This window comes from Enterobacter sp. CM29, assembly GCF_013179605.1.
In the GTDB taxonomy this organism is placed as follows: domain Bacteria; phylum Pseudomonadota; class Gammaproteobacteria; order Enterobacterales; family Enterobacteriaceae; genus Enterobacter; species Enterobacter intestinihominis.
The window spans coordinates 1-17,854 of the sequence record NZ_JABMCU010000088.1 but is presented as its reverse complement, the minus strand read 5'-3'; the positions used below and the strand labels follow the sequence as shown (position 1 = coordinate 17,854).

The following is a 17,854-nucleotide window of genomic DNA, read 5'->3' as shown; positions in this document are numbered from 1 at the left end:
CAGCACTTCACCCACCGGCAGACCGATAAACTTCGGTGAATCGAACGCGCCAATATCCCCTTTGCGCGCATTAACGAAATAATCCGTACTGCCGCGGTGGAACGTTTTGTCCGTCGATGGAATAAAGAAATGCTCTGTACGACCGGCGGACGCGCGCGCCAGGTCACCGCGATCCTCGATGATGGCATCCAGCATCTGACGATAATGGGCGGTGATATTTTTCACGTAGCTCATGTCCTTGTAGCGGCCTTCAATTTTGAAGGAGCGTACGCCGGCATCGATCAGCGCGCCGAGGTTTGCCGTCTGATCGTTATCTTTCATCGACAGCAGGTGTTTCTCGAATGCCACCACGCGGCCCTGATCGTCTTTCAGGGTATACGGCAGACGGCAGGCCTGAGAGCAGTCGCCGCGGTTAGCGCTGCGCCCCGTCTGGGCGTGAGAGATATTACACTGCCCGGAATAGGCCACGCAAAGCGCACCGTGGATAAAGAATTCAATGGTCGCGTCGGTGGCCTGGTGGATATCGCGGATCTGGTTCAGGTTCAGCTCGCGCGCCAGAACAATCTGCGTAAACCCGACGTCTGAAAGAAACTTCGCCTTCTCAACGGTGCGGATATCGCACTGGGTGCTGGCGTGCAGCTCAATTGGCGGGATATCCAGTTCCAGAACGCCCATATCCTGAACGATCAGAGCGTCAACGCCGGTCTGGTAGAGATCGGTAATAAGACGCTGCGCGGGCTCCAGCTCATCATCATGAAGAATGGTGTTCAGGGTCACGAACACCTTCGCCCCGAAACGGTGGGCGAACGGTACCAGTTCGGCAATGTCGCGCAGGCTATTGCTGGCGTTATGACGGGCACCAAAGCCTGGGCCGCCAATGTAGACGGCATCCGCACCGTGAAGAATGGCTTCACGGGCAATGGCGGCGTCGCGGGCCGGGCTTAGCAGTTCAAGATGATGGGGGTGCAGGCGCATACTTCGTCGTTATCCGTTATGGTCAAAATGGCGGCTATTGTAGTCAGAAGTCTGTGCCAGTGAAACCGTTTTGCGACGCTTTAGCGGGGATAATGGATCAGAGAGTGAAAATGCACCGTCCGGGTGCTGCTGTTGCGGTACGCGTGCGGTTTATCGCCGGCAAAACGCACGCCTGAATCAGCGTATACAGTGCGCCAGACACCGTCGATATGCATATCCAGCTCACCGCTTATCACCACCACGTGTTCAATCACCCCGGCTTCGTGCGGCGTGGACTCACTCAGCGCGCCGGGCGACAGGGTGATGGAGAAATGGTCGAACTTAAGCTGTTCATCCCAGGGGAAAAGCGGTTTCACCACCATCGCCTGCTGCTGCGGATCGAACACCGCCTGCGGTTCGCTCTCTGGAGTGATAAACGCCGAAAAAGGTACGTTCAGCCCGGTGGCAATTTTCCACAAGGTTGAGACCGTCGGGCTGGACTCATTGCGTTCGATTTGCCCAAGCATCGCTTTCGACACGCCCGTCTCTTCCGCCAGTTTCGACAGGCTCCAGCCCCGCGCCTGACGCAGCGCTTTCAGTGTGGTTGCCAGGTGTTGAGTGATATCCATAGTTCCTCCCGTTGCAGCAAAGCATACCACTTGTACGCTATAGCGCACAGTGATACCTTATCCCGGACGTTATAACGCACAACGGAGTTCACATGCGATCGACTGCCTCTCTCTTTCCTGCCGTGCTGGCTGGTTTTGTTGCCGTTCTGGTGGGCTACGCCAGCTCTGCCGCCATTATCTGGCAGGCGGCTGCGGCGGCGGGCGCCAGTACACAGCAAATCGCCGGATGGATGACCGCGCTGGGGCTCGGGATGGGGATCAGCACGCTTGCATTGTCGTGGTGGTATAAAGCCCCGGTGCTGACCGCCTGGTCGACTCCTGGCGCGGCGCTGCTCGCCACCAGCCTGCAAGGCGTGACGCTGGCGGAAACCATAGGGATATTTATATTTGCGAATGCGCTGATTCTGCTGTGCGGCGTCACTGGCCTGTTTGCCCGGTTGATGAAACTGATCCCGCACTCGCTTGCCGCCGCTATGCTGGCAGGCGTGCTGTTACAGTTTGGCCTGAAGGCATTCAGCAATCTTGAGGGACACGTGCTTCTTTGCAGCAGTATGCTGGCCGCCTGGCTGGTGGCTAAAGCCGTGGCGCCCCGGTATGCCATTGTCGCCACGCTGCTGGTGGGGGTGTTCGTGGCCTGGGCTGGAGGTGACGTTGTCACGAATAAAATGACGTTATCGGTGATCATGCCGGAATTCATTGCCCCTGCGTTCACCTTCACCAGCCTGATCAGCATCGGCTTACCCTTCTTCCTGGTGACCATGGCGTCGCAGAATGCGCCCGGCTTCGCCACCATGCAGGCATCGGGCTATCCGCTGGCGGTCTCACCGCTGATCGTTGCCACCGGCGGGCTGGCGCTGCTGTTGTCCCCCTTCGGCGTCTATTCCATCTGTATCGCCGCCATCACCGCCGCCATCTGCCAGAGTCCGGACGCCCACCCGGATGCCAGTAAACGCTGGCTGGCAGCGGCGGCCGCAGGTGGGTTTTATCTGCTGGCGGGGGTGTTCGGCGGGTCGATTTCGGGGCTGATGGCCGCCCTGCCGCTGAGCGGCATCCAGACGCTGGCCGGGCTGGCCCTGCTCGGCACTATCAGCGGGAGTTTGTATCAGGCACTGAATCATGAAGCAGAGCGCGACGCGGCGATCGTCACCTTCCTGATGACCGCCAGCGGCGTCACGCTCCTGGGAATTGGCTCCGCTTTCTGGGGGCTGGTGCTGGGTGGGATCTGTTACGCTGTCTTCTCACGCCTTCGCCGCGCGTAGCTGTGACGGCGTGATGCCGGTCATGCTGCGAAAACGGTTACTGAAATGGCTGGCGGAGTTAAATCCGCAGGCCAGCGCGATGTCGGTGAGCGGCGTGGTCGTGTGCTGAATCAGCGCTTTGGCCTTCTCCATGCGGCGCTGCATGACGTACTGATGCGGCGCCAGCCCCATCGACTGGCGGAACATCCGCGCAAAGTGATACTCACTGAGTGCGGCCTGGCCCGCCAGTTCCGCCAGCGTTAAGGGTTGCGCCAGATTTTCCTCGATAAAGGCCAGCACGTTGCGCAGCACAAACGGCGATAGTCCGCCGGTGACCACCGGTAACTTCCACTGGACGCTGGAATAGTGCTGTACCAAATGCGTCAGTAATAAGGTCGACGCAGTGCTCAGGGTGAGCTGATTGGCGTTTTGCTGCCAGTCGCAGCCGAGCAAAAACTGGCGATAAAGGGCGGTGATTTTCGGATCGCTGCCGAAGATTTTTTCCTCCAGCGTCAGCGATAGCGGTCGTTTATCCCAGATTTTCTCCCCCACGTCCCGCAGGTGTTCATCGGTGCAGTAGAGGTGCACGAACGACAGGTCATCACGAATATCCCATGTGGATTCGCTCTCTTCCGGCATCAGACAAAAACGGTCCGGCCCACCGCCATTTTTCCAGCCACCCGGCGTTTTTTGATAGCTTTCATAGCCATCCGCCACGTACAGGCTAAGGGTGTGATGGTTGCTTTTCACGGTGATCGTGTCGTGCTTGTTGTACCACGCCGCCAGTTGAATGCCAGTATTGAGCGCGACGGTTTCCCGCAGCACTGCATTTTTTTGGCGTAACGTTTCAAAGGTGTCGTAAACGAGAGACATGGCCGTAAACAGGTGATTAATCAGACTGTCAGTCTAAGAAGTGTTGCAGCCTGTTACCAGCCATTGTGCGAGAAAAAAGCGCAAGAATTTGCAAGTCCGGCGCAAGGCGATGAAAGCCGGGGCCCCCTTCTTTCGCCACACTGTTGTTTTCCGCGGTATGAGAAGAGAGACACCATGAACGCATTACTCTATGGGCTGGTTGTTGTTATCTGGGGCACGACCTGGATCGCCATTTTTTTACAACAGGGACCGGTTGCAGCGCCGGTCTCCATTTTCTGGCGCTTCGCCGTGGCCAGCGCCACGATGATGATCGTCCTGGTCGCCCTTCGTCGCCTGCGCAGGCTGGCGCTGCGGGATCATCTCTATTGCATGCTTCAAGGTTGCTGCGTTTTCTGTTTCAACTTCTGGTGCTTTTATACCGCCGCCGCCCATATCAATACCGGCCTTGAGTCGGTGATTTTCTCGATGGCCGTGCTGTATAACGCCATCAACAGCTTTATCTTCTTCGGCCAGCGTCCCCCCGCACGCTTCTGGACGGCGGCAGCGCTGGGGCTTATCGGGATCATTACCCTGTTCTGGAACGATCTGCTCGCCAGCGGCTGGAGCGCGTCATTGCTTACGGGCATCGGGCTTTCCGCCCTCGGCACCTACGGCTTCTCGCTGGGGAATATGATCAGCATGCGTCATCAGCGAAACGGGCTGGAAACCATGACCACCAACGCCTGGGCGATGCTGTATGGCACCGTCGTGATGGGCCTTATCGCTCTCTTCAGGGGCGAAAGCTTTATGCCGGAATGGACGGTGAGCTATATGGGGGCGCTGCTCTATCTTGCTCTGTTTGGCTCGGTGATTGCCTTCGGCGCCTACTTTACGCTGGTAGGCCGCATTGGTCCCGGTAAGGCCGCGTACAGCACCCTGCTGTTCCCGCTGGTGGCGCTGTCGATTTCAACGGTGTACGAGGGTTACGTGTGGCATATCAACGGGATCGTCGGCCTGCTGTTGATTTTAGGGGGAAATATGGTGATGTTTACGAAACCGGAAACCTGGTTCCGCCGCCTGCTGACGGCATAAAATAACGGCCTGCGTAGATGCAGGCCGTTTTTATTATTTTGCTGTCTGATGGACATCAAACATGGTGGCATCGGTCGCCATATCATCCACAACCTGTTTCAGTGTGGCGAATCCCAACGGCGTGTTCTCGTTGGCAAGCTCTTTACCTTCACCTTTACGAACAACTTTAACTACCGGTTTGTTCGTGGCGGCATCAATCAGCTCACCTTCAAAGAAAAGATGCGTATCCATGGTGCGATGGCCGGTTGCCATCTGCGTACCCGCAACCAGCAGCGCGACGGGCACCACTTCATAGAACTGCAAACCTTCTTTCTCTGAGCTCACACCCGTGATGGCGCCGCGGAAGATCAGGCTATGTTTGCCCGGCGTCGTCACAATTGGCTTACGCTGGCCAATCGCGTTTTTTAATGTGTTATTGGTGTAACTCAACAATTCATCAAGCGTTTTTTGCCCAAGCTGTGTGGTTGGCTTTGGTGTCGGATAATAGGTTATCGGGGTCCAGATAATACTGTCGTAGTTCGCCGGATCATAGGAAGGATCGACCCAACGCAAGGTTGGTTTCCCGGTTGCTGATGTCATCTCCTGCAAGTCAGAGTAATCTTTTAAAAAGCCTGAATATTGATCGGGGGCTGCGACTTTTGACGCACAGCCAGAAAGGGCCAACAGGCCTGAAAGCACTGCAACTTTAAAAAAAGTGGAAGTACGCATGATGGAGTTCCGAGTTATCTGCAAGTATGCACTTGAAGTTATAACAAAAAACAGAGGGAAATGTTGTGGCAAAAAATGACGGGGAAGGCACAAATTGTGAAAATAGTGCCCGGACCGGATCCGGGCAGAAAAATATTACTGTTTTATATCTACCTGCCAGAACAGATGTTTGCCGAAGGGATCGATTTCATAGCCCGTGACCTCTTTTCTGACTGGCTCAAAAATGGTCGAGTGGGCAATCATAACCGCCGGCATTTGATCGTGCATCATCTGCTGCGCCTGCTTGTACAGCGCCACGCGTTTTTCGCGATCGGTTATCGATTTTGCTTCGGCAATCAGGTTATCAAACGGCTTATAGCACCATTTGGCCGAGTTCGACCCGCCGTTGGCGGACGTACAGGTAAACAGTGGTCCGAAGAAGTTATCCGGATCGCCCGTCGCCGTTGTCCAGCCCATCAGCGCAGCCTGATGCTCCCCGCCCTTCACGCGCTTCAGGTATTCGCCCCATTCGTAGGTCACGATTTTGGTCTGCACGCCTACTTTCGCCCAGTCCGCCTGGATCATTTCAGCCATACGCTTCGCGTTCGGGTTATACGGCCGCTGCACGGGCATAGCCCACAGATCGATGCTTACGCCGTTGGCAAATCCCGCCTCCTTTAACAGCGTTTTCGCTTTTTCTGGATCGTAATCGTAGTCTTTCAGCTCGCTGTCGGCACTCCAGACGCCAGGCGGCAGCAGGTTTTTCGCCGCCGTGCCGGTGCCGTGGAAGACCGCCTCAATGATGGCCGGTTTGTTAATCGCCATCGCCAGCGCCTGGCGCACTTTTACGTTATCCAGCGGCGGCTTTTGCGTGTTAAATGCCAGGAAACCGGTATTCAGACCGTCCTTGCTCATCAGGTTGATGTCTTTGTTAGCCTTCATACGCGGCAGATCCGCCGGGTTTGGGAACGGCATCACCTGGCACTCATTCTTCTCGACTTTGGCAAAACGCACCGAGGCGTCCGGCGTGATGGTGAACACCAGACGATCCAGCTTCGATTTTCCCTGCCAGTAGTCCGGGAAGGCGGTAAAGAGGATGCGGGAATCCTTCTGATATTGCGCCAGCTTAAACGGCCCGGTGCCAATCGGCTGCATATCGACCTTTTCAGGCGTGCCCGCTTTCAGCATGGCATCGGCATACTCCGCCGACAGGATGGAGGCAAAATACCACGCCAGATCGGCAACAAACGGCGCTTCCGGGTGCGCCAGGGTGAAGCGCACGGTGCGATCGTCAACCTTATCAATGGCGGTAATCAGGCTGCCGAACTCCAGACTTTCGAAGTTGGAATAACTGCCGTTGGAGACGTTATGGTAGGGATGATTCACATCCTTCTGGCGCATAAACGAGAAAATCACGTCATCCGCGTTGAAGTCGCGCGTCGGCGTGAACAGTTTATTACTGTGGAATTTCACCCCTTTGCGCAGGTGGAAGGTGTAGACCTTACCATCCTCGCTCACCTCCCAGCTTTCCGCCAGGCTCGGCACCAGTTCGGTAGTGCCCGGTTTGAAATCGACCAGACGGTTATAAACCGGTACGGCGCTGGCGTCCACGCTGGTCCCCGACGTATAGAGCTGAGGATTGAAATTTTCCGGCGATCCTTCGGAGCAATACACCAGCGTTTTTGCCGCGACGGTGGAACTGACCGTCAGCGCAGCAAGCGCCAGCGTTATCATTGTGAATGTGCTTTTCATCATTTATTCCTGTCTTTTTAATTCGACGGCTAATTACTTCTTTTGCCATTTCATAAATAACATTAAAGTGATGGCGCAAACACATGAAAAATAAATACAGAAGGAAACACTATGGGCTCAGAACTCTCCAGACAATTAACCCAACGCTTTTTCCGCTATCTCGCCATCACCAGCCAGAGCGACCCGAAAGTCAAAACCCTGCCCTCCACCCCGGGCCAGCACGACATGGCGCGGGAGCTGGCGAAGGAGCTGGAAACGCTGGGGTTAGACGATATTGTGATTGATGAGTTCGCCACCGTTACCGCCGTGAAAAAAGGCAATATTCCCGGCGCGCCGCGGATTGGTTTTATTACCCATATCGATACCGTTGACGTCGGTTTATCCCCGGATATTCATCCACAAATATTAACCTTTACGGGAGATGATCTCTGCCTGAATAAAGAAAAAGATATTTGGTTGCGCGTAAATGAGCACCCGGAAATTCTGGCTTATCCTGATGAGGAGATTATTTTCAGCGACGGAACCAGCGTATTAGGCGCAGATAATAAAGCGGCCGTCACCGTGGTCATGACGGTGCTGGAAAACCTCACCGCTGAACATAAGCATGGCGATATTGTGGTGGCGTTTGTGCCCGATGAAGAGATTGGTCTCTGTGGCGCGAAAGCGCTGGATTTGAAGCGCTTCGACGTCGATTTTGCCTGGACCATCGACTGCTGCGAGTTGGGGGAAATTGTTTACGAGAACTTTAACGCGGCGGCGGCTGAAATTCGCTTTACCGGCGTCACGGCGCACCCGATGTCCGCCAAAGGGGTGCTGGTCAACCCGCTACTGATGGCAACGGATTTCATCAGCCATTTCGATCGCCAGCAAACCCCGGAATGCACCGAGGGGCGCGAAGGTTATATCTGGTTTAACGGCATCCAGGCCGGGCAAAACAAAGCGGTGCTGAAAGCCAACATTCGTGATTTTGACAAAGAGGGTTTTGCCGCCCGCAAGCAGCAAATTGCCGATGTGGCAGCGCGGATTGCTGCGCAGCATCCCACGGCAAACGTGGAGTATCGCATTGAAGATACCTACAGCAATATTAGCAATGCGATTGGCGAAGACCGCCGCGCGATCGACCTGATGTTCGAGGCGATGGAATCGCTCGGTATCACCCCAAAACCGATCCCCATGCGCGGTGGCACGGACGGGGCGGCCCTGTCAGCCAAAGGCTTGCTCACCCCGAACTTCTTCACCGGCGCCCATAACTTCCACTCAAAGTTTGAGTTTTTACCGCTGTCGTCGTTCGAGGCCTCCTGTCGCACGGCCTTGCAACTCTGTCTGCTGGCCGCGCGTTAAGCGGGCTTGCGTGCGAGCATGGTGGCGAAGCGCAGCTTGATACGGTTGCCGTTGGCATCGGTACGGTGGAGTTCCCCCACCTCTTCGTTGTACTTGATCAGCTCCCAGCCTTCGTAGTAGTGGCTCAGTTCACCGGTTTTGAAGGCAAACGGGAAGCCGACGGTGCACGGATAATCCTCCGTATCCATGGCGGCAACGATCAGGTTATAGCCGCCTGGTTTAGTGCAACGCTGCATATTGGCGATAAGACCAGGGATGGTTTTCGCTTCGAGAAACATCAACACGACGGTGGAAAGAATAAAGTCGTATTCGCCGTCAAAGGTCAGGTTGTTCAGGTCCTTTATCGCCGTTTGCAGATTCGCGATCCCTTCCGCCGCCTTAATGCGCTCGATGTTATCGATGCTCATCGGGTTTTTATCCCACGCCGTCACGTCATAGCCGTTGGCAGCGAGGTAGAGGCTGTTACGGCCATTTCCGCAACCGAGATCGAGCGTTTTTCCCGGCTTAACAATGTCCGCGCTGAGCAGGACCTCTGAGTGCGTGCGGGTCAGCCCATATTTCTCAGTAAAGTAGTTTTCATCGACAGTCATTATTTTTCCTCAGATTGCATTAGCAGTGCCTTATCAGCGCGCACCAGAAGTTTGCCCTGCATCAGCAAGATAAAAGTACGGACCAGCAGCATCGCGATGATGATGTTGGTGAAAATAAACAGGGGAACCGCGAGGGCATGAAAGAACCCAGACGGACTGCTCTGCCCCAGATGTAAACCGGTGGTCGCCAGCGCCGACACCCCGAACGAGAAGCTCCAGAACGACACGTTGAACGGCTGCGACAGATACCACGGCATCAGACGCAGCATAAACAGGAGTTGCAACAGACCATAGCCGAAAAGCATTTTGGCGAAGGTGTCCGCTTCGCCGCCGTTGACGCTAAACCAGGCGCTACAGGCCACCAGGGCAGGCGCAAGCTGGATCCCGAGCGAAGTACAAAGCGCCGCGGGCAGTTCGCCCACGCTGCGCAGGCGTTGCAGAATGACCGGCTCGAGGCTCAGCCAGGAAAAGACCCCGGCACCAAGGAACACCAGCCCCGCATCGTGGAAACCCAGCGCACCGCAGGCCATGGCGCTGATAAAATTGTTCGCTACCGTCGGCAGATACAGTCCCGGCGTCGTGGCCTCTTCCGGATGCTTACCGCGCCACAGCCCGGCGCTTTGCCAGGCGGCATACGCAAGCTGGATCACCACGCCTACGCTAAACAGCACCAGCGACACTGGTCGGCACCACGGCACAAAGCCAATGGCCACCAGTAGCGTTGTGGCAGGAAACAGGCTGACAAAACTGCTCATTACCGGATGCCGCATCTCGGCCAGCACGCTATGTGGAAACCGTACCGCACGGGTAAGAAACGCCACGCTCAGCAGGAACCAGATCGCCACCGCCAGCGCCACCAGGATCTCGCCCGGCCAGCGCGTCACCGGCCAGATAGTACCGGCATAACGCCAGGCGAACCCCATACCTATGGTACCCAGAACCATACCGAAATAACCGGCGGGCAAGTTAAGAACGCGTTGGTCTTGGTTATGCATTTTTTTTAAACTTTAAAATGTATTTTAAATGCCATTTTAAGGGGTTTAACGTGCAGACGCCAGCACTTCGAAACGCCAAAAGTTTGCTACGTTTAGTGAATGGCTTTTCAGGGAAAACACGATGACAAAATACAGGCTTGGCAATGAAACGCGTCTCTGGCGCTGGCAGGACGGATCAACGCCGTGCACAACCCTACTCAGACAGATTATTGCCGCAAAGGATTTTAACGATGTGACCAGCGGGACAAAAGGTGGTTGGGTTGAGGATGAACACGCGCTCGCCCAGGACGGGGATTGCTGGGTTTATGATGAAAACAGCGTGGTGTTTGCCGGGGCCAGGATATCCGGCAACGCCCGCCTCACCCAACCCTGCATCGTAAGCCACCGCGCACACGTAGGCGGCAACAGCTGGCTTGACGCGGCAGAAGTGAGTCACGGCGCGGCAATAAGTGACAACGTCACTATCCAGCACTCCACCGTACGCGGGGAATGCCGTATCGCGGGTGACGCGCGGGTGCTGCATAACAGCATGGTGATTGCAGCCAAAGGGCTGACACCCGACCGTGAGCAGATCCTGCAGATTTACGACAGAGCCACGGTCAGCCAGTCGCGTATTGTGCATCAGGCGCAAATCTACGGCGATGCCATGGTGACCTGGGCCTTTGTTGAGCACCGCGCGGAGGTGTTTGACCGCGCCATTCTTGAGGGCAACGCGCTTAATAACGTCTGGGTGTGCGACTGCGCCAAAGTGTACGGCAACGCCCGCCTGCTGGCCGGTTTAGAGGATGATGCGATCCCGACCGTGCGGTACAGTTCACAGGTCGCGGAAAACGCCCTCGTCGAAGGTAACTGCGTGATTAAACACCACGTATTGATTGGTGGCGAGGCGTGGTTACGCGGCGGGCCGATCCTGATTGATGACAAGGTCGTTATTCAGGGGCGCGCGCGTATCAGCGGTGATGTCCTGATTGAGCATCAGGTGGAGATGACAGACGATGCGGCGATCGAGGCGCCGGAGGGTGAAAGCATTCACGTCCGGGGAGCCAAAGTGATCAACGGTGACACGCGGATCACCCGGACGCCGCTGCTGGGGGCGCTATAGCGGGAATAACCTGGCGTACAGGTTTACGTCATCGAAGCGGCCGTTGAGCATTTCCGCTTCCCGCAAACAACCTTCCAGCGCAAAACCGTTGCGCTGCGCCACGCGGTTACTGTTATGGTTAGCCACGCGACATTTGATCACAAAGCGGCGGATCTCGCCGCGCTCAACGTAATAGCGCATAAACGCCTGTAGCGCCTGAGAGAGAATGCCCTGTCCCTGATGCGCTTTGTCAAGCCAGTAGCCGATGTACCCGGCCTTATTGGCAGGCTCTATCGCGTTAAAAGAAAGCACGCCCACCAGCTCGTCCTTCATGAAAATCAGGAACATTTTGGCGTAGCCGCGCTGGTGCAGCATCTGATTGCTCTGAACGTTACGGCGCGTGTCCTCTTCAGTGCCGACATGCTGCGCCCAGTCGAAGGCGGTTTGCAGCCAGGTTTTGTTTTTAACAACGAGGTTATGCAGATCGGTGGTATAGCGCTCTTCGACGGCGCGAAGCTCGATTTCCTGGGTTACGGGGATAATTTCTGAAGACATAGTGCCTCTTAATTGCCGGGTGCGCTAACGCTTACCCGGCCTACAAATGCGTCCGGATCAGGCCGGGTAAGGCGAAGCCGCCACCCGGCACAACCCCATAAGGACTAACGCATGATCCGGTCGTCAACGTAGTTACGTTTGTCCGGCGCGGGCGGGAAATACTGGTACAGCCAGGTCTCGCTGATGGCGTCGCCCTGACAGCGCAGGAACAGACGCATATCGACCGGCTCGGTGGAGTCAGAGGTTGGGTACCAGTCAAACAGAATGCGATACCCGTCGAACGGCTCGACGTAGAGGATCTCCACCTGCTTCGCTTCACCGCTGGACAGGGTGATCACCGGCTCAATGCCCTTCGGTGCGGCGGCCTTCAAATCGCCCCCGACGAAGTCGATGGCAAAGCGACGGGCCCACACTTTCGGGTAATTTTCACCCGGCGCCCAGCCCTCCGGGAAGCCGCCCATACCGGTACGGGTAGCGTAGACGTTTGCCAGCGGTGAACGCACCGGCGGCTGCGCGCTCCAGTAGAGACGGTATTTGAAGTCCAGTTCATCACCCGCCTGCACCGGTTTTTCCGGCTGCCAGAAGCAGACCACGTTATCGAGCGTCTCGCCGGTTGTCGGGATCTCCATCAGAGCAATGGAACCTTTCCCCCAGTTGTTGCGCGGCTCGACCCACAGGCTTGGTCGCTTGTTATACCAGCCCATGACGTCCTGGTAATGGGAGAAGTCCCGATCAAGCTGCAACAAACCAAAGCCTTTCGGGTTTTTATCCAGATAAGCGTTAAATTGCAGCTTTTGCGGGTTGTTCAGCGGTCGGCAGATCCACTCTCCGTTACCGCGCCACATTGCCAGGCGGTCTGAATCGTGGATCTGCGGATGAATGGTGTCGCACATGCGGCGTTCGTTGTTGCCGCAGCTGAACATGCTGGTCATCGGCGCGATGCCGAGCTGCTTGATGTCTTTGCGCGCATAGAGATGGTTTTCGACGTCCATGATCACCTGGCTCTTCTCACAGTGGATCACAAACTTATAGGCACCGGTAATGCTCGGGCTGTCCAGCAGCGCATAGACGGTAAAGGTGGTATCGCCCGGCTTAACGGTTTCAAACCAGAAGGAGGTGAAATCCGGGAACTCTTCCGGGGTGTCGGTAAAGGTATCCACCGCCAGACCACGCGCAGAGAGGCCGTACTGGTAGGTATCATCCACCGCGCGGAAGTAGCTCGCGCCCAGGAACGAAACGATATCGCGTCGCGCCAGCTCCGGCGCTTTAAAGACGCGGAATCCGGCGAAGCCGAGGTCACTCTGACCTTCAAGCTGTTTGGTATCCACGCCCGTATCGCCGTAGCTGAACAGCTCTGGACGGAAGTGGATCTCACGCGCCTGAGAGGTGCTTTGATCCAGCGAGAACATGCGCACGCGGCGGCGGAATCCCATCCCCATATGGAAGAACTGGGCGTCCAGCTGGCGACCTTCAATGTTATTCCACAGCGACTGTTTCTCATCGTAACGGATGGCGTTGTACGCCTGCGGCGTCATGGTGGCCAGCGTTTCCGGCAGCGGACGCGGCGCACCACCCCACGGGGTTTTCGCCAGATCGTGCGCCATGGATTGCAGAACAGAGAAGTCAAAGCGACGGCTCTGACCGTCGGCAATGTCGGAGTCAGCAGCATACGCCGCCTGGGAAAACAGAGAAGCAAGGCCAGAAGTGCCGCTCAGGGCAGCCATTGCCAGGGAACCTTTGAGAAAACGTCTGCGATTCATGCCTGAGAAAACGTCCTTATGGTCGTGTGAATGAGTTTCGCGCGCAGCGAAATGACGGCAAGAAAGAACGCACAGCCTAAACAAAAACGGTTAAGAATCCAATTGTTGGCGGGTGATTATCTGAACAAACCGAGAAATATTTTCTGTCGACCAGAACGGCCTGAAAAAGGGGTAAAGTTATGTATAAAAGAGTCCCGGCTGGACATCGTCAGCCGGGACCAACGAGGCGGTTATTTTACGCTGACATCGATACCCGGGAAGTACTTATCAGCCAGTTTAGCGATCGTGCCGTCGGCACGTACTTTATCAATTGCGGCATCAAGCTGCTTTTTGGTGGCCTCATCCCCCTTACGCAGCCCAAAGCCGATCCCACTGCCGAGGATGGTGTCGTCCGACACCGGTTTGCCGATAAAGCCAAACCCTTTACCCTGCGGCTTGCTGAGGAAACCTGCCTGCCCGGCCGCTGACATGACCAGCGAGGCATCGATGCGGCCATTCAGCAGATCTCCCCAGGCCATATTCTGATCTTTATAAGACACCACGGTGACACCGTGCTTTTCCCAGTGCTCTTTGGCGTAGGTTTCCTGAATTGAACCCTGGAGAACGCCGATGGTTTTGCCCTTCAGCCCTTCCGGCGTGGCCTCTACCGCAGAACCGGCTTTGCCCACCAGCTGGGAGGGAATACGGTAGATGGGCTGGGTAAAATCAATGCTCTTACGACGCTGTTCGGTGATGTTCATCGCCGAGTTTATGGCGTCGAACTTTTTCGCCACCAGACCGGGAATCAACGCATCAAACGAGGTTTCTACCCAGCTGCACTTCAGCGCGGCGGCTTTACAGATGGCATTTCCCAATTCTACGTCAAATCCTTCCAGCTCCCCTGAGGCATTGCGGCTTTCAAACGGCGGATATTCCGCTTCCAGCCCGTATCGCAACTCGGTAGCAGCAAACGACGAGAATGAACACAGCAGTCCTATGCCGACAACTAACGCGCGTAATTTCATCTCAAATTCCTTAACGTGGTGTAACCCGACAAAGGGCCTGGGCACCTGCCCGTAACGTCGCCTCATCTTTCGCAAAAGAGAGACGGATCAGTTTATTGTCCGTGCCATCGGCATAAAACGCTGACAGCGGAATGGTGGCAACCCCGTACTCAACAATCAGCCTTTTCACCATCTCGCTGTCGCGCTCGTCGCTAAAGCCGCTGTAATCCGCAAGCAGGAAGAACGAACCGGCACTCGGAAGCAGCCTGAACGGTGAGTCGGCGAGCAAACTTTGCAGCAGATCGCGCTTGCGCTGATAAAACGCCGCCAGCGACAGCCAGGTTTGCGGATCGGTCATGTGTTCGGCAAACGCGTACTGCATCGGCGTATCGGCCGAGAACATTAAAAATTGATGGACCTTACATATCTCATCCATCAGCTCCGCGGGCGCCACACAATAACCCACTCGCCAGCCGGTGACGTGATAGGTTTTTCCGAAAGAAGAAATAATCACGCTGCGCTCCGCCAGTTGCGGGTGCGTTGCCATCCCGTGATGCGGTTCGCCATCAAAAACGACGTGCTCGTACACTTCGTCAGACAAAATGATGATGTCGGTGTGGCGCGTCAGCGCTGCCAGCTGGTGCAGATCGGCGGCTGAAAACACCTGTCCGCTCGGGTTGTGCGGCGTATTGACGATGATCATCCGCGTGCGTGGGGTAATAGCCGCGCGTACTTCATCCCAGTTCACGGCAAAATCCGGTACCGTCAGCTTAATAGCGATCGGCGTCGCCCCCTGCAGACGGACAATCGGCGCATAGCTGTCAAAGGAGGGCTCGAAATAGATCACCTCATCGCCAGGATGAACCAGCCCGCTGATGGCTGAGTAAAGCCCTTCGCTGGCGCTGGCGGTCACCAGTACCTCACTCGCCGGGTCATAGCGGGTGCCATAGAGCGTGGCAATTTTGTCCGCGATGCGCTCTCTGAGCGGTTGCAGCCCGGTCATGGAGGCATACTGGTTATGCCCTGACTCCATGGCGCGAGTGACGCCGGAGATAAGTTTTGGGTCGCAGGAAAAATTCGGCGCACCCTGAGAAAGGTTGATGGCGTTATGCCGGGCTGAAAGCTGGCCGATAACGGTAAAAATGGTGGTTCCTACATCGGGCAATTTGGAGCGGGTCTGCACCGGCGTTTTCAAAGTCATCCTCTGTCCCTTCTCGTGGTGAATGCATAACTATTCAAACAATAACTTGATTGCCGGGACAATCGAATTGTTGTCATAATAGCCATGACAAAAACGCATAGCTAAGGTGAGATATGTCGCGTCGTTCATTTCCGCTTAATGCCGTAGAGACGTTTATCGTGACCGCGCGTCACCTGAATCTTACCCATGCCGCGAAGGAGCTTTGTCTGACGCAGGGGGCGGTAAGCCGCAAAATTGCCTCGCTGGAAAGCTGGTTCGGCTTCCCGCTGTTCGAACGCCATGCTCGCGGCCTGCGTCTTTCTTCACAGGGAAGCGCCCTGCTGCCGGAACTGCAATCTGCGTTTGAGCACCTGCTTAACGTTGCTGAACAGGCGCGGACGCACCAGACCGTAATTCGTCTGAAAGCGCCTACCTGCGCGATGCGCTGGCTGGTACCGCGTCTGTTACAGGTCGAGCGCGAACAGCCGGAACTCCAGATTGCGCTGACCACTACCACCGATCATAACGTCAATTTCAAAACCGAATCCTATGACGCGGCGATTGTGTTTGGAACGCACATGAGCGCCGGCGATCTGCTGTTCGAAGAGGCCTTAACCCCGGTGATGAGCCCGCTGCGGGCCGGTTCTGCGCTGGAAACACTCACCTTCCTTCACCCCACGCGGGACAAAACGGACTGGACGCTGTGGCTGGCGAAACAGCCGCGTCCGGCGCCAGCTATGCTCAAAAATCAACACTTTGAAACCATGGATCTGGCCATTACCGCCGCCATTCAGGGGCTGGGCATCGCCATTGCGGATGAAACGCTGGTGGAGGAGGACGTGCGCGCCGGACGGCTGATGCGGCCTTATGATACGAGCATAAAGACGGGGGCGAGCTACCGGCTGGTGTTACGCGACGCACCCGACCCGGAGAACGGGCTGGATGCGTTTCGTGCCTGTCTGCTCAGTCGAGGCTGACGTGGTGTTTCATTACCCGTTTGAAGAGGCTCATACGGGCACGCATAAAACGGTTTTCAAGCCGAAAACCTGCATGTTTATTCACACCGATGCGCAACAACACGTCCCGCCCTTTCCGGCAGGCGGGCCAGCGCGTGGGCCCCACCAGGCTATCGCGTGCTCCCGCATCCCGGGCGAAGCTCACCCAGTAGTCCGCCACCTGAGCGGCGAAGGCCAGATCGCGTTCGTTTACATACTTCCGCGAGGGTTCCACCTGCCCAAGGGTATCGAACACGTAGGGCACTTCGTTACCGTGCCAGGCGCCGTTGGTATACGTCGCGTGCTCCGCTTCGGCCACATAATCAAACCAGTATCGCCAGCACAGGCCGCCTGCCCGCTGCTGCGCCTGCATCACCACGTATCCCATGGTGGTAAAGGCCATGTCGCGGCAAACCTGCCTGCCGAGTTCCTCATCGCCCTTCACGCCAGGATAAAGCAGCTTGATCAGCCCCAGGCCAAAGCGCCGCTCGCGACGGAGCTTCTGGATCTGCCCGGCAAGATCGACCCCGAACACCGACATCACGCTGGCTTCGTCGCTGTTTGACCCAATCATCACCGGTACTGAATGCTGACGGGCAGCGAAAAAGACATCGAGCATGGCCTCAGGCAAAACGCAGTCACCCACGATGGGCGCAGGGGCGATATTCAGTGGCGAGGTCAGCGGCCAGAACGCCTCAGGCGGGATCGCGCGAAGCTGTTCCGCGGTGGCATTTTGCAGGCCAAAATGGGCAGCAATCGCTTCGCCTTTATGGATGGCCTGCTCGCGCGGGGTGTCGGGCAGCGTGTACCCGCTTTGCACAATGGCTTTATGGAACAGTCCTCCCGCAAGCGGAGAAGCCATCAGCGACAGCACGCTGCGCGCACCGGCCGACTCGCCAAATACGGTGATGTTCTCAGGATCGCCGCCGAACGCGGCAATGTTATCGCGCACCCATTCCAGGGCCTGGATCTGATCGAGCAGCGCAAAGTTATGCACCACGCGTTCTTCTTCCCCCTCCAGCGCCGGATGGGCAAAAAAGCCGAGGTGGCCGAGACGGTAATTAATTGTCACCACCACCGTACCGCGCTTCGCCAGTGCCCTGCCGTTATACGGAGGCAGACCGCCAGCGCCGAGTGTAAATCCTCCGCCGTGCAGCCAGACCATCACCG

The 17,854-nt window shown here is 56.5% G+C and carries 17 protein-coding genes; 5 read left to right on the top strand and 12 right to left on the bottom strand.

The genetic code is table 11. From position 1 onward, the window contains the following. Both HP459_RS12660 and HP459_RS12655 read right to left on the bottom strand, forming a co-directional pair. The coding region (locus tag HP459_RS12660) for a peptidase U32 family protein (protein WP_171936281.1) at positions 1-975 on the bottom strand (975 nt) is incomplete at its 3' end. Positions 976-1,055: 80 nt separating this feature from the next. Continuing rightward, positions 1,056-1,583: a helix-turn-helix domain-containing protein gene (locus tag HP459_RS12655; RefSeq protein WP_032676237.1), complete on the bottom strand. Its 528-nt coding sequence runs from the start codon at positions 1,581-1,583 to the stop codon at positions 1,056-1,058. Between the two features lie 92 nt (positions 1,584-1,675). On the opposite strand from HP459_RS12655, the gene HP459_RS12650 reads away from it, so the two are divergent. Continuing rightward, positions 1,676-2,842 carry a benzoate/H(+) symporter BenE family transporter gene (locus tag HP459_RS12650; protein WP_058676660.1) on the top strand — a complete coding sequence of 389 codons (1,167 nt, stop codon included), beginning with the start codon at positions 1,676-1,678 and terminating at the stop codon, positions 2,840-2,842. Here HP459_RS12650 and HP459_RS12645 read toward each other — a convergent pair. After that, complete coding sequence (locus HP459_RS12645; protein WP_022648088.1) at positions 2,822-3,694, bottom strand: helix-turn-helix domain-containing protein; 873 nt, start codon at positions 3,692-3,694, stop codon at positions 2,822-2,824. The genes HP459_RS12650 and HP459_RS12645 overlap by 21 nt on opposite strands. Positions 3,695-3,868: 174 nt before the next feature. Between HP459_RS12645 and HP459_RS12640 the strand changes: the two genes are divergently transcribed. After that, positions 3,869-4,765, top strand: a complete 897-nt coding sequence (locus tag HP459_RS12640) for a DMT family transporter (RefSeq protein WP_022648087.1) — start codon at positions 3,869-3,871, stop codon at positions 4,763-4,765. Between the two features lie 33 nt (positions 4,766-4,798). Here HP459_RS12640 and HP459_RS12635 read toward each other — a convergent pair whose 3' ends face one another. Together HP459_RS12635 and HP459_RS12630 are read right to left on the bottom strand one after the other, a co-directional pair. Beyond that, complete coding sequence (locus tag HP459_RS12635) at positions 4,799-5,473, bottom strand: DUF3313 domain-containing protein (protein ID WP_022648086.1); 675 nt, start codon at positions 5,471-5,473, stop codon at positions 4,799-4,801. 135 nt (positions 5,474-5,608) lie between these two features. Further along, positions 5,609-7,204, bottom strand: a complete 1,596-nt coding sequence (locus tag HP459_RS12630) for an ABC transporter substrate-binding protein (RefSeq protein WP_063841471.1) — start codon at positions 7,202-7,204, stop codon at positions 5,609-5,611. A gap of 111 nt (positions 7,205-7,315) precedes the next feature. Here HP459_RS12630 and pepT point away from each other — a divergent pair, with 111 nt between their 5' ends. After that, complete coding sequence (gene pepT / locus HP459_RS12625; protein ID WP_171936280.1) at positions 7,316-8,545, top strand: peptidase T; 1,230 nt, start codon at positions 7,316-7,318, stop codon at positions 8,543-8,545. Here the strand turns inward: pepT and tehB are convergent. Both tehB and tehA read right to left on the bottom strand, forming a co-directional pair. After that, positions 8,542-9,135: a tellurite resistance methyltransferase TehB gene (tehB, locus tag HP459_RS12620; protein ID WP_023300079.1), complete on the bottom strand. Its 594-nt coding sequence runs from the start codon at positions 9,133-9,135 to the stop codon at positions 8,542-8,544. The genes pepT and tehB overlap by 4 nt on opposite strands. Further along, entirely contained in the window at positions 9,135-10,130 is a 996-nt protein-coding gene (gene tehA / locus HP459_RS12615; RefSeq protein WP_171936279.1) for a dicarboxylate transporter/tellurite-resistance protein TehA, read from the bottom strand. Before tehA ends, tehB begins: the two co-directional genes overlap by 1 nt. Positions 10,131-10,251: 121 nt before the next feature. Between tehA and ydcK the strand changes: the two genes are divergently transcribed. After that, the gene (gene ydcK / locus HP459_RS12610) at positions 10,252-11,232 is read left to right on the top strand and encodes a YdcK family protein (RefSeq protein ID WP_171936278.1); all 981 of its coding nucleotides are present in this window, start codon (positions 10,252-10,254) and stop codon (positions 11,230-11,232) included. Here ydcK and rimL read toward each other — a convergent pair. The 4 genes from rimL to HP459_RS12590 all read right to left on the bottom strand — a co-directional run bounded on the left by rimL (position 11,227) and on the right by HP459_RS12590 (position 15,710). Further along, positions 11,227-11,766: a 50S ribosomal protein L7/L12-serine acetyltransferase gene (gene rimL / locus HP459_RS12605; RefSeq protein WP_063200295.1), complete on the bottom strand. Its 540-nt coding sequence runs from the start codon at positions 11,764-11,766 to the stop codon at positions 11,227-11,229. The genes ydcK and rimL overlap by 6 nt on opposite strands. 104 nt (positions 11,767-11,870) lie before the next feature. Further along, positions 11,871-13,526, bottom strand: a complete 1,656-nt coding sequence (locus tag HP459_RS12600; protein WP_032622222.1) for a glucan biosynthesis protein D — start codon at positions 13,524-13,526, stop codon at positions 11,871-11,873. 230 nt (positions 13,527-13,756) lie between these two features. Further along, on the bottom strand, positions 13,757-14,530 hold the full coding sequence (locus tag HP459_RS12595; protein WP_038416033.1) for an ABC transporter substrate-binding protein: 774 nt from the start codon (positions 14,528-14,530) through the stop codon (positions 13,757-13,759). A gap of 10 nt (positions 14,531-14,540) precedes the next feature. Further along, entirely contained in the window at positions 14,541-15,710 is a 1,170-nt protein-coding gene (locus HP459_RS12590; protein ID WP_023306171.1) for a pyridoxal phosphate-dependent aminotransferase, read from the bottom strand. Positions 15,711-15,823: 113 nt separating this feature from the next. On the opposite strand from HP459_RS12590, the gene HP459_RS12585 reads away from it, so the two are divergent. Continuing rightward, entirely contained in the window at positions 15,824-16,666 is an 843-nt protein-coding gene (locus tag HP459_RS12585; RefSeq protein WP_022648076.1) for a LysR family transcriptional regulator, read from the top strand. Here HP459_RS12585 and HP459_RS12580 read toward each other — a convergent pair. Beyond that, the coding region (locus tag HP459_RS12580) for a carboxylesterase/lipase family protein (protein WP_171936277.1) at positions 16,653-17,854 on the bottom strand (1,202 nt) is incomplete at its 5' end. The two genes, HP459_RS12585 and HP459_RS12580, sit on opposite strands and share 14 nt — an antisense overlap.